Source organism: Pseudomonas sp. TH41 (assembly GCF_016650695.1).
Classification (GTDB): domain Bacteria; phylum Pseudomonadota; class Gammaproteobacteria; order Pseudomonadales; family Pseudomonadaceae; genus Aquipseudomonas.
Genome location: NZ_JAEKFH010000005.1, coordinates 1,028,429 through 1,041,322, shown reverse-complemented (window position 1 = coordinate 1,041,322; position 12,894 = coordinate 1,028,429). Strand labels below are relative to the sequence as shown.

Here is a 12,894-nt window from a genome sequence, read left to right as displayed (position 1 = left end):
CAGGCAAGCCAGCTCCCACAGTTGATGTGTGTCGTACACACATGCTGCATACGCTGGAGATCCCTGTGGGAGCGGGCTTGCTCGCGAAGGCAGGCAACACGGTCCCTCAGACGTGCGACTGACTGGAGACTTGCCACACTCTTGCTGTACAGTCGTTCAACTCGCGGACTTCACTGCCGCGCCCTTAACGATTGATCCACGGAGAGTGTCGCCCATGAGTCAGGAAGCCCGTTTTTCCCGCATGGAGCCGGAGCTGCGCAAGGCCAACCTGATCGAGGCGACGCTGGTGTGCCTCAAGCGCCACGGCTTCCAGGGCGCGTCCATCCGCAAGATTTCCGCCGAGGCCGGGGTGTCGGTCGGGCTGATCAGCCATCACTATTCCGGCAAGGATGAACTGGTGGCCGAGGCCTATAGGTCGATTACCGGTCGGGTCATGAGCTTGCTGCGCGATGCCATGGCGCAGGCCGCGCCCAACGCCCGCGAGCGCTTGTCGGCATTCTTCCGAGGGTCGTTTTCCGCCGAATTGCTCGACCCGCAATTGATCGATGCCTGGCTGGCATTCTGGGGCGCGGTGAGGACGGCGGAGTCGATCAATCTCGCGCACGAGCACTCCTACGGCGAGTATCGCGGCATCTTGCGCAAGGTGCTGACCGAGTTGGCGCAGGAGGAGGGCTGGGAAAACTTCGACGCCGATCTGGCCGCCATCAGCCTTAGCGCATTGCTCGACGGTTTGTGGCTGGAGTCGGGGCTCAACCCCGGAACCTTCACCCCGGAACAAGGCATTCAGATTTGCGAAGCCTGGGTCGACGGATTGCAGGCGGGCGGTCGCCAACGGTTTTGCATCCAGACGACGGGCTGTTGATCGATCGTTCAGCTGTCGATACTCTCTTGCGCCAATGCGGTCAATCACTCTAATAAGAAACACGCCTTCGGGCATACGCGGGACACCAAGCGATGACTCCTCGGGTACTGATCGTCGATGACGATCCGCTGATTCGCGAACTGCTGCACGCCTACTTGTCCCAGGAAGGGTATGAGGTGCATTGCGCCGCCACGGCGGAGCTGGCCGAAACCTTTCTGGCGAGCCAGACAGTCGATCTGGTGATGCTCGATATCCGTTTGCCCGGCAAGGACGGCCTGACGCTGACCCGTGAGCTGCGGGTCCGTTCGGAAGTCGGGATCATTCTGATCACCGGGCGTAACGATGAAATCGATCGTATCGTCGGCCTTGAGTGCGGCGCCGATGACTACGTGATCAAACCCCTCAATCCACGTGAGCTGGTGTCCCGGGCGAAAAACCTGATACGCCGGGTTCGTCACGCGCAGTTACCGCAACCGGTGGCGGCTGTCTCCCGGCCTGTCAAACAGTTTGCGGACTGGGCGCTGGACACCGACCGCCGCCGCCTGATCGACACCACCGGCAGCGAAACCCTGCTGACCCACGGCGAGTACCAGTTGCTCAGTGTGTTCTTGCGCAACAGCGGCCACACCTTAAGCCGCGATCAGTTGATGGATCAGATCCGCAATCGCGAATGGGTGCCCAACGATCGCTCCATCGACGTGCTGGTCGGGCGCTTGCGGCGCAAGTTGCACGACGACCCCGCCGAGCCACAGTTGATCATCACCATCCACGGCGCCGGGTATCTGTTCACCGCCAGTGTGGCGGCCTGAAATCTATGCGGCGTGTGTTCGGGCTGTTGTTGGCGTTGGTCGCGAACAGCGCGATGGCGGCGGAAAAAATTCGCTACTGCGACTATCCGGTGTACCCGCCGATCTCCTGGAGCGACGGCAAGCAAGTGCGCGGTCTGGCACCGAGTGTGGTGAAAAGCCTCTTTGGGCGATTGGGCTACGAGGTCGAGATCATCGTGCTCGGCAACTGGAAACGTTGCCTGCTGGATGCCGCCGAAGGCCGGGTCGATGTCGTGCTTGCCTACAGTACCGCGCAACGGGAACAGAGCATGGTGTTTTCGACGGTGCCGGTGTTGCGTGAGGAGGTCGCGTTGTTCGTCAACCGTCAGCGTCCGGTGACATTCGAACGCCTGGAGGACCTGGCCAATTACCGTGGAGGGCTGTTGTTCGGTGAAAGTTATGGCGTGGACTTCGACCGCTTCGTCGCGCAGCACCAGAACATCGAATGGGTCTCTGACAGCCGCCAGAACTTCGGCAAACTGATTCGCGGGCGCATCGACTTCATCACCTCGGAGCGACGCACCGGGGAGCTTTACGTCGAGAACCTGCCGGGGGCGCAAGACATCGTCGCGTTGCCGACTTCCTTGAGCGTTGACTACCTGCGGGTTGCCGTCTCGCGTAAATCGCCGTTGGCGAGCCGCATGCCGGACATCGACGCGCAGTTGAAGCGCATGGTCGATAGCGGGGAGGTCGACCGTTTGCTCAACGAAAGTGAAGTCACCTACCGCGACATGATCAACCTGCCGGCGGATACGCAATGATTCGCGCTCGGCCCGGTGGATTGTTGCGGCGTCTACTGCTGTTCATTCTGCTGTTCAGCCTGTGCTTCACCGTGTTGGCGAGCACCGTGCAGTTGTATTTCGAATACCGCCGCGAGATGCGCGACATCGACTCGCGGATGGAGCTGATTCGCGCCGGTTACCTGGCCAGTCTCGAACGCAGCCTGTGGGACTTGAACCAGGAACAATTGAATGTGCAATTACGGGGGCTGGTGGATTTCTCCGACGTTGCGCGGGTTCAACTGACCAGCCCCGATTTCGATGTGCTGCAAGGTAATCCGGACCCGGTGGGGCCGTTGCGCATCGACCGTTTTGAATTGGACTATCAGCCGCCATCAGGTCCCGTGAGGCATCTGGGGCAGCTAGAAGTGAGCACCGACCTCGGCGCCGTGCATCAGCGTTTATACGCCACCGGTTTGACCAGCCTACTGTGGATGAGTGTGTTTCTGTGTGGGCTGGCGGTGGCGTTGTCGGGGCTGTTTTACCGCTTGGTGACGCGTCACCTGCAAGTCATGGCCGAGTTCGCCCGGCGCATCGCCGCCGGTGACTGGCACGAGCCCTTGCACCTGGACAAAAGCCGCAGCGGCAACGAGGACGAAATCGACACCGTGGCGCATGCCCTGGACGATATGCGCCGGGCGATCCTCAATGACATTGACCGTCGGGAAAGCGATCGACTGGCGCTGCAAGACAATCGCGATGAACTGCTGCGAATGGTCGAGCGCCGCACCGCCAGCCTGATGCGCGCCAAGGACGAAGCCGAAGCGGCCAACCTCGCCAAGTCGCGGTTCCTGGCGACCATGAGCCATGAGTTGCGCACGCCGCTCAACGGCATTCTCGGCATGGCTGAACTGCTGCGCGATGCCCGACTGGATGAGCGCGAGGGCAAACGTCTGGAGGCGTTGTACAAGGCGGGCGAAGGGTTGCTGTCGATTCTCAATGAAGTGCTGTATTTCGCGCGACTGGAGGAAGGTGTCAGCCACCCTGAACCGGTCGACTTTTCCGTTCACCAATTGATCGACGAAGTGCTGACGCTGCTTGAGCCGCGAGCGCTCGGCAACGATACGCTGTTGCACTGTCGTATCGATCCACAGGTCGCCGGCCTGCACCACGGCGCCGAACAATTCTTGCGTCAGGTGCTGAGTAACCTGCTGGCCAACGCGATCAAGTTCACGGAGGGCGGCCATGTCAGCGTTGAGGTGGTTGTGCTGGCTCAAGCCCCCGGGCAAACCGGGCAGCGGTTGCGCTGGCGTGTGAAGGACAATGGCATCGGGATTGCCCCACAGATGCAGCAAAAGATTTTCGAACGCTTCACCCAGGCCAGCGAAGAGGTGGCGCAACGGTTTGGCGGAACCGGGCTCGGGCTGGCCATCAGCAAGCATCTGGTAGAGCAGTTGGGCGGGCAGATCGGTGTAGAAAGTGAAGTCGGGCGGGGCAGTTGTTTCTGGTTCGATCTGACGTTGCAACCGGCGACCGGTGTGGCGGGTGTGGCGCCGAGCAGCGAACCCGGCCAGGCACTGAATATTCTGGTGGTCGAGGACGTGGCGCTGAACCGTGACGTGGTCAGTGGCTTGCTGCAACGGGACGGGCATCAGGTCTGGCTCGCTGAAGATGGCGAACAGGCGATGACGCAATGCTCGGTGCAGACCTTCGATCTGATCCTGCTGGATGTGCATCTGCCGGGCATTAGCGGCGTCGACGTGTGCAAACTGATTCGCGGCACCGCAGGTCCGAACCGTCACAGCCGGATTTTCGCCCTGACCGCGAGCGTGCAGCCAGCACTGGTGCGCGGTTATCTGGACGCCGGAATGGACGGTATTCTCGCCAAGCCCCTGAAGCTCGAGACTCTGCGACAGGCGCTGGCCGGACAATCCGCGATGCCCGCTCCGCCGCACGATGACGAGACGATGGACTGGCCACTGTTACACACCCACCGCACTTTGCTCGGTGAACAGAAACTTCAAGGATTGCTGGCGGTGTTGCGCGACTCGATCCTGCAGCATCGCGAAGCAATCACCGAAGCGATCGAGGCCGGCGATTGCACCGAGGTTGCGCACCTGGCGCACCGTTTGGCGGGCAGCAGCGACTCATTGGGTTTTCGCGCATTGGCCAACGTACTAAGGGCATTGGAAGAGGCCGCGATGGTCAACGATGAGTCGGCGTTGGGGGGACTGGCACCGCAGCTTCATGAACAACTGCTGCGTTCGCAACAGACGCTGGCGGACCTGTTGCACACCTGACGTACAAGTTCGTTACGACTTTTTACAACTTCGATCTTTACGGTCAACGGGACCTTACATGGTCTTCCAATAATCGACGCAACCGCCACAAGCGCGGTCTTCGAAGCTTATTGGAGATAATAATAATGAACGGCCGTAAAGCTCATCCTTCCCTGCGCCATGCCGCGCACCTCGCTGACTACTGAGGTGCGGACATGAACGACACTACCGAACAAAAAGGCATCCAACTGACCCGCGCCCTGAAAAGCCGGCACATTTTCATGTTGTCGCTGGGCGGCGTGATCGGCACCGGGCTGTTTATGGGCTCCGGCGTGACGATCAACCAAGGCGGGCCGGTGGGGGCGATTCTGGCCTACCTGGTCGCCGGTTTCCTGATGTATCTGGTGATGGTATGTCTCGGCGAATTGTCCGTGCAGATGCCGGTATCCGGTTCGTTTCAAACCCATGCCACCAAATTCATCGGACCGGCCACCGGCTTCATGATCGGTTGGGTGTACTGGATGAGCTGGGCGACCACCGTGGGTCTGGAATTCACGGCGGCGGGCATGTTGATGGTGAGATGGTTCCCTACGATTCCCATCTGGTATTGGTCCGCGCTGTTCGTGGTGGTGTTGTTCGGCCTGAATGCGTTGGCGACCCGGGCCTTCGGTGAGGCGGAATACTGGTTCTCCGGGATCAAGGTCGCGGCGATTCTCGGTTTCATCGTGGTCGGTGTTTTGGTGATTTTCGGTGCTATCCCGCTGAACAGCGGTGCGCCGGCGCCGATGATGAGCAACCTGATCGGCGACTCGTTGTTTCCCAACGGACTGTCGGCGGTGTTCGCGGTGATGATGACCGTGGTCTACGCCTTCCAGGGTTGCGAGATCATGGGGGTGGCAGCTGGCGAAACCGATCAGCCGGAAAAAAGCATTCCGCGCGCGGTTCGCAATGTGGTGTTTCGTGTGTTGATTTTCTATGTGCTGGCGATCGTCGTGTTGTCGGCGATCGTGCCGTGGCAGCAGGCCGGGCTGATGGAAAGTCCGTTCGTGCAGGTGTTCGACATGGTCGGCATTCCCTACGCCGCCGACCTGATGAACTTCGTGATTCTCACGGCGATTCTGTCGGTGGGTAACTCCGGGCTGTACGCCTCGACGCGTATTCTGTGGGCCATGTCGAAGACCGGCATGGCGCCGAAAAGCCTGTCACCATTAAGCAAGCGTGGCGTTCCATTGCGGGCTCTGAGCATTACCTTGTGTTTTGCGCTGGTGTCGCTGATGACCAGTTTTGTCGCGGCGGACACGCTGTTCATGGTGTTGATGGCGGTGAGCGGGATGTCGGGCACGGTGACCTGGATTGTTATCGCGTTGGCGCAGTACAAATTCCGTAAGGCTTACCTGCGTGATGGCGGCAAGCTCAGCGACTTGAAATACCGGGCGCCGTGGTTTCCGCTGTTGCCGCTGACGTGCATTGCGTTGTGCTGCTCATTGTTTGTGTTTCTTGCGCTGGATGAGACTCAGCGTCCTTCTCTGTATTGGGGGTTTGGGTTTATTGCGGTGTGTTATGGGGCTTATTTTCTGATTCACCGTAAGCGTCAGGCGGATTTGGCACCTGGTTTGTCTGGGGTTTAGGTGTAAGCGATTTGATAGGGGGGATATCCTTTTTTTTGGGTGCGGCCGCTATTGGTTTCGCTTTTACAGCGAGTCACTTTCGAAAAGCCGGAATGCCGGCCCAGACGAAAGTAACCAAAGCGCTTCTGTCCCTTTCGTTCGGTGCCTCGCTGTGGCTCGGCATGCCCTCGAGGGGGCGGTGCCTCAAGATCAAAAGCTGAAGGCGAGCTAACGCTCGGCCTGATGAGTGGTGAAAAGCAAAAGCTCCACGCCGATCCAATATCCACTGTAGGAGCGAGCTTGCTCGCGATGGACTTGAGAACGACGCGTTTATTCAGGAAGAACGCGTTATCGTTAACGTCCTTCGCGAGCAAGCTCGCTCCTACCTCGGTCCACATACAAGGAGCCGATCTTGCCGTTGCCGTTGCTTTACTTCGGCTTCAGATCTGCCGCCCCTTTCCCCGAGCAATGCCTTCGTTATGGCATGCCGAGCCTAGGCGAGGCACCGAACGAAAGGGGCAGAAGCGCTTTGGTTACTTTCGTCTGGGCTGGCATTCCGGCTTTTCGAAAGTGACTCGCTGTAAAAGCGAAACCGCCAGCGGCCGCTACCAATGAAATGGATATGCCCCCCAACCCCCCAAAAAAACCATCCTGTACCCAGTTGTTCAAAGTTGTAACAGCCTTTCCCCTATATTCCCCCGTAAAAGAAATAAACCGTTTAAAACCAACAACATAGCTTCGATTTTAAGCTGTTACAGCCTTAGAGATCACCGATTGCCGCCTTACTGAACACTCGTTTAGTATGGCCTCAAGTCGCATCACCTCACGCCAAACACAATAATTCGAGGATTCGCATGACTACTCAATCTTCTCTGCTCAGTCAGGTCGAAGCCGGTATTGCCTGGATCACCCTCAATCGCACCGCTCAGCGCAATGCGCTGGACATCCCGACCCTGAAAAACCTCCACGCCTTGCTTGACGACTTCAACGCCGATCCCGCCGTTCGGGTCGTGGTGCTGACCGGCAGCGGTCGCAGTTTCTGCTCTGGCGCAGACTTGGCCGAGTGGGCCGAAGCCGAAGCCCGTGGCGCTCTGGAAACCTACGGTTGGACCGAAACCGCCCACGCCTTGATGAGCCGCTTGTACAGCCTGGAAAAACCCACCATCGCTGCAATCAACGGCACCGCGGTTGGCGCCGGGATGGACCTGACGCTGTGCTGCGACCTGCGCATCGCGGGTCAATCGGCACGGTTCAAGGCCGGCTACACCAGCATGGCGTACTCGCCGGACGCCGGTGCCAGTTGGCATTTGCCACAGCTGATCGGCACCGAACAGGCCAAGCGCTTGCTGTTTCTCGATGAGTTGTGGGGCGCGGACCGGGCCTTGGCCGCCGGCCTTGTCGGCGAAGTTTGCGCCGATGAGCAACTGCTCGAGGTGACCACTGAACTGGCCACGCGCCTGGCCAACGGCCCGACGTTCGCCTTCGCCCAGACCAAGAAACTCATGCGCGAAGGCGCCGAGCGCAGCCTGCCGGAACAACTGCAAGCCGAACTGGCCGCGGGTCTGCTCTGTGGTCGCAGCGAAGACGGCGCCGAAGCCTTGCGCGCCTCCATCGAAAAACGCCCGGCACGGTTTGTCGGCCAATAAGCCCGCAGTTGCCACGCACCTCTAACCCGTGAACGAACAACAGGTAGCACCATGAATTTCCAACTGACCCAAGAACAAGAAATGTTGGTGGACGCGGTACGCAGCTTTGTCGCCAAGGAACTGCTGCCCCATGAGGAAGCGGTCGATCGCGCTGACGAAGTCTCCCCGGAGCTGGCCGCGCAGATTCGCGGCAAGGCGATTGCGGCGGGTTTCTATGCCTTCAACATGCCTGAAGAAGTGGGCGGTGGTGGTCTGGATTACCTGTCCCAGGCGCTGATCGAACGTGAGCTGTCCAAGGTGTCATGGGCGCTGCATGTGTTCGTCGCACGGCCGTCGAAAATCCTCATGGCCTGCACCGGGGATCAGATCAACGACTACCTGCTGCCGTGCATCCAGGGCGAGAAGATCGATTGCTTTGCGCTCACCGAACCGGGCGCCGGTTCCGATGCCAACGCGATCAAGACCCGCGCCGTGCGCGAGGGTGACGACTTTGTTCTGAATGGCAGCAAACACTTCATCAGCCATGCCGGGCACGCCGATTTCGCCATTGTCTTCGCGGTCACCGACACCTACGAGCACAACGGCCGCAAGCGCAACGCCGTGACCTCGTTCCTGGTGGATCGCGACACGCCGGGCATGACCATCCGCCGTGGTCCGAAGTGTGTGAGCAATCGCGGTTATCACACCTACGAAATGTTCTTCGACGACTGCCGTGTCCCGGCATCAAAAGTGCTGGGTGAAGTCGGCAAGGGCTGGGAAGTGGCCAACGCCTGGCTCACCGCCGGACGCGTCATGGTGGCGGCCAACTGCGTCGGTCAGGCGCAACGTGCGCTCGACGTATCGCTGCAATGGGCGGCGGATCGCAAGCAGTTCGGCCAGCCAATCGGCACCTATCAAGGCATCTCGTTCAAGCTCGCGGACATGGTCACGCAGATCCGCGCGGCCGAACTGCTGACCTTGCACACCGCCTGGAAAATGGACCAGGGCAGCATGACCGATGGCGAGGCCGGCATGGCCAAACTGTTCGCCAGTGAAGTGCTCGGCAAAGTGGCCGATGAAGCGGTGCAGATCTTTGGCGGCATGGGCCTGATGGACGAATGCCCGGTGGAACGCATCTGGCGTAACGCTCGGATCGAGCGCGTCTGGGAAGGCACCTCGGAGATCCAGCGCCACATCATTTCCCGCGAATTGCTGCGGCCGTTGCTGCGCTGATCAGCCTGGAGAATACGCATGTCGCAGACGATTCGTGACAACCTCAAACGCCTGCTCGCGCCGCGCCACTTGGCGTTTGTCGGTGGCCGCAGCATGGCCCGGGCACTCAAGCGTTGCGCCGAGGGCGGATACCTTGGGCAGATGTGGCTGGTCAACCCGCAGCACGAAAGCCTCGAAGGCGTGCCGTGCGTGCGCAGCGTCGCCGAGCTGCCGTGCGGCCCGGACGCGGTGTTTATCGCGACCAACCGTGAACTGACCCTGACCTGCGTCGCCGAACTGGCGGCAAAGGACGCGGGCGGGGCGATCTGCTACGCCTCGGGATTTGCCGAGACGGGCGACGAAGGTCAGGCCTTGCAGCAACAGTTACTCAAGGCGGCCGGCCACATGGCGTTGCTCGGCCCCAATTGCTACGGCGTTCTGGACTATCTGCACAGCTCGGCGCTGTGGCCGGTGGCTCACGGCGGCAAGTCGGTGGAGAAGGGCGTCGCCGTCCTGACCCAGAGCGGCAACTTCGCCTACAACGTGTCCATGAGCGACCGCTCGCTGCCGGTGGCCTACATGGCATCGGTCGGCAATCAGGCGCAACTGGGCATCGCCGAATTGATGGACGTGCTGCTCGACGAGCCTCGCGTCACCGCCATCGGCTTGCACCTCGAAGGCCTGAAAAACGTGCCGGGTTTTGCCCGCGCCGCGCACAAGGCGCTGGAGAAGGGCATTCCGATCATCGCCTTGAAAACCGGCGTGTCGCAGATCGGCGCCGAACTGGCGATCAGTCACACCAGTTCGCTGTCCGGTTCCGATGCGTTGTACGACAGTCTGTTTGCGCGCCTTGGGGTAATCCGCGTCAGTGGTCCGGTGAGCTTTGTCGAAACCCTCAAGGCGGCGGCGTGCGGCAAGCTGCCGGCGGGCAACAGCCTGATCGCGCTGGCCTGTTCCGGCGGTGATGCCGGATTGATTGCCGACTATGCCGAATGCAACGACCTGGGCTTGCCGAAACTCGATGAAGGTCAGCGCAGCGAGCTCGCCCAAGTACTGCCGAGCTACGCCAACCTGGTCAATCCGCTGGATTTCACCACGGCGATCTGGGGCGACGGCGACGCCTTGAACCGCATGCTCGACAGCGCGCTGCGCACCGAAGCCGATGCGGCGATGCTGGTGCTCGATTACCCGTCAGAGTTCACCGGCGAACGCAAGGAATGCGACCTGCTGCTGGAATTGTTCTGCGCTGCGCTGGTGCGGCACGGCAAGACCGGATTTGTCACCTCGGCCTTCCCTGAACTGCTGCCGGCTCATGCTCGTGAACGTTTGCACGCGCAAGGCGTGGCGGCGCTGCAAGGGGTTGAGGATGGACTGGCCGCCTGGGGCCGAATCGCTGGCTATCAGCGCAATCGTCAGGCGCTGCTGGCGCTGGGCGAGTCGGCGCTGGTGCCGTTGTGTCCGCAGGCACTGGAAGGTGAAGGTCGCGTGCTCAACGAGTGGGAATCCAAACTGGCACTGCGTGCCTTTGGCCTGCCGACACCCAATGGCGTGTTGAGTACTCCAGACAACGCATTAAGTGACGCCAACACGCTGGGTTACCCGCTGGTGCTGAAAGCGGTCAGCACGCAACTGCCGCACAAAACCGAAGCCGGCGCCGTGGCGCTGAATCTCAAGGACGCCGCCGCCCTGAGCGCTGCACTGGAAAAAATGCGCGCGAGCATTGCCGATTACGCGCCGCAGGTGCCGTTCGATCAGGTATTGCTGGAGCCCATGGCCACGCCACCGCTGGCTGAATTGATCGTCGGTATCAAGCGTGAAAATGACTTCGGCCTGGCGTTGGTCATCGGTGCCGGCGGGATTCTGGTGGAGCTGCTCAAGGACAGCCGCAGCCTGTTGCTGCCCACCACCGATGGCGCCATTCGCGCCGCGTTGCTGAGCTTGCGCAGTGCGACGTTGTTGCAAGGCTTTCGCGGTCGCGAAGCGGCGGACCTTGACGCCCTGGTGGCGGCGATTCGTGCGGTGGCCGATTACGCCTGCGAGAACGCCGGGCAACTGCTGGAACTCGATGTGAACCCATTGTTGGTCGGTGCCCACGGCACGACTGCGGTCGACGCGTTGATTCGTCTCGGCCACGAGTGAGGATGTGAACATGCAAACCACGACATTGACCGGCGGCCAGGCCCTGGTGCGTCTACTGGCCAACTACGGCGTCGACACCGTGTTCGGAATTCCCGGCGTGCACACGCTGGAGTTGTATCGCGGCCTGCCCGGCAGCGGCATTCGCCATGTCCTGACGCGCCACGAGCAAGGCGCCAGTTTCATGGCCGACGGCTATGCGCGCGTCAGTGGCAAACCCGGCGTGTGCTTCATCATCACCGGGCCTGGCGTGACCAACGCCGCGACCGGCATCGGCCAGGCCTATGCCGACTCGATTCCGATGCTGGTGATTTCCAGCGTCAACCACACCGCCAGTCTCGGCAAGGGTTGGGGCTGCCTGCACGAAACCCAGGATCAGCGCGCGATGACCGCACCGATCACCGCATTCTCGGCGGTCGCATTGAGCGCCGAGGATCTGCCCGAACTGATCGCCCGCGCTTACGCGGTGTTCGACAGTGAGCGTCCGCGCCCGGTGCATATTTCAGTGCCGCTGGATGTGCTGGCAGCGCAAGTCACCCGCGACTGGAGCAACGACGTGGTGCGTCGTCCGGGGCGCGGTCCGGCATCGAGCCCGGCACTTGAGGAGGCCGTGGCCAAGCTGCAAAGCGCCAAGCGGCCGATGATTATTGCCGGCGGTGGCGCATTGAATGCGCAGCACGCATTGCACGAACTCAGCACCCGCCTGGCCGCGCCGCTGTTCACCAGCGTCGCCGGGAAAGGCTTGTTGGCGCCGGATGCACCGCTCAATGCCGGCTCGACGTTGTGCGTGGAGCCGGGCTGGAACCTGATCGCCGAGGCCGACGTGGTGCTGGCAGTCGGTACCGAAATGGCCGACACCGATTTCTGGCGTGAGCGCCTGCCGCTGAATGCCGAGTTGCTGCGCGTCGACATTGATCCGCGCAAGTTCAATGACTTTTACCCGTGCGCGGTGGCGTTGCACGGCGATGCGCAGCAAACCCTCGCTGCGCTGCTGGAGCGTTTGTCGCCCACGCCACGCGATGCCAGTGCGGCCATCGCTGCCGTCGCCACATTGCGTGAAGCGGTGAAGGCCGGCCACGGTCCGTTGCAGTCGATCCATCAAGCGATTCTTCAACGCATCGAAGCCGAGCTGCCGGACAACGCGTTCGTCAGCACCGACATGACCCAACTGGCCTACACCGGCAACTACGCCTTCAACAGCCTGGCACCGCGCAGTTGGTTGCACCCGACCGGCTACGGCACCTTGGGGTATGGCTTGCCCGCCGGCATCGGCGCCAAGTTTGGCGCGCCGCAACGGCCAGGGTTGGTGTTGGTGGGCGACGGCGGTTTTCTCTACACCGCGCAAGAACTGGCGACGGCCGTTGAAGAGCTGGACAGCCCGCTGGTGGTGTTGCTCTGGAACAACGATGCGTTGGGGCAGATTCGCGACGACATGCTCGGGCTGGACATCGAGCCGATTGGCGTGTTGCCGCGCAACCCGGACTTCGCCGCGCTTGGCCGAGCGTTCGGTTGCACCGTGAGCCAGCCGCAGAGTCTGGCGGAACTGCAAACCGATTTGCGCCACGGCTTCAAACGCAACGGCGTGACCCTGATCGAACTCAAGCACGCGTGCGCGCACTGACTTTCA

The 12,894-nt window shown here is 61.2% G+C and carries 9 protein-coding genes; all 9 read left to right on the top strand.

Features of this window, described 5'->3' with window-relative positions:
- Positions 1-214: 214 nt before the first annotated feature.
- The 9 genes from JFU37_RS23200 to JFU37_RS23160 all read left to right on the top strand — a co-directional run bounded on the left by JFU37_RS23200 (position 215) and on the right by JFU37_RS23160 (position 12,888).
- A complete protein-coding gene (locus tag JFU37_RS23200; RefSeq protein WP_201119273.1) occupies positions 215-862 on the top strand; it encodes a TetR family transcriptional regulator C-terminal domain-containing protein in 648 nt (215 codons plus the stop codon).
- 92 nt (positions 863-954) lie between these two features.
- Positions 955-1,671 (top strand): response regulator, encoded by a 717-nt coding sequence (locus JFU37_RS23195; protein WP_201119263.1) that lies wholly within the window; start codon positions 955-957, stop codon positions 1,669-1,671.
- A gap of 5 nt (positions 1,672-1,676) precedes the next feature.
- Complete coding sequence (locus JFU37_RS23190) at positions 1,677-2,450, top strand: substrate-binding periplasmic protein (RefSeq protein ID WP_201119261.1); 774 nt, start codon at positions 1,677-1,679, stop codon at positions 2,448-2,450.
- A complete protein-coding gene (locus JFU37_RS23185) occupies positions 2,447-4,708 on the top strand; it encodes an ATP-binding protein (protein ID WP_201119259.1) in 2,262 nt (753 codons plus the stop codon). Before JFU37_RS23190 ends, JFU37_RS23185 begins: the two co-directional genes overlap by 4 nt.
- Positions 4,709-4,902: 194 nt before the next feature.
- Positions 4,903-6,315, top strand: coding sequence for an amino acid permease (locus JFU37_RS23180; RefSeq protein WP_201119250.1), 1,413 nt, complete (start codon positions 4,903-4,905; stop codon positions 6,313-6,315).
- Positions 6,316-7,148: 833 nt separating this feature from the next.
- The gene (locus tag JFU37_RS23175) at positions 7,149-7,940 is read left to right on the top strand and encodes an enoyl-CoA hydratase/isomerase family protein (RefSeq protein ID WP_201119248.1); all 792 of its coding nucleotides are present in this window, start codon (positions 7,149-7,151) and stop codon (positions 7,938-7,940) included.
- 51 nt (positions 7,941-7,991) lie between these two features.
- Positions 7,992-9,152, top strand: coding sequence for an acyl-CoA dehydrogenase family protein (locus JFU37_RS23170; protein ID WP_201119246.1), 1,161 nt, complete (start codon positions 7,992-7,994; stop codon positions 9,150-9,152).
- An 18-nt stretch (positions 9,153-9,170) separates the two neighbouring features.
- Complete coding sequence (locus JFU37_RS23165) at positions 9,171-11,270, top strand: acetate--CoA ligase family protein (protein WP_201119233.1); 2,100 nt, start codon at positions 9,171-9,173, stop codon at positions 11,268-11,270.
- 10 nt (positions 11,271-11,280) lie between these two features.
- Entirely contained in the window at positions 11,281-12,888 is a 1,608-nt protein-coding gene (locus tag JFU37_RS23160) for a 5-guanidino-2-oxopentanoate decarboxylase (protein WP_201119230.1), read from the top strand.
- Positions 12,889-12,894: the final 6 nt, after the last annotated feature.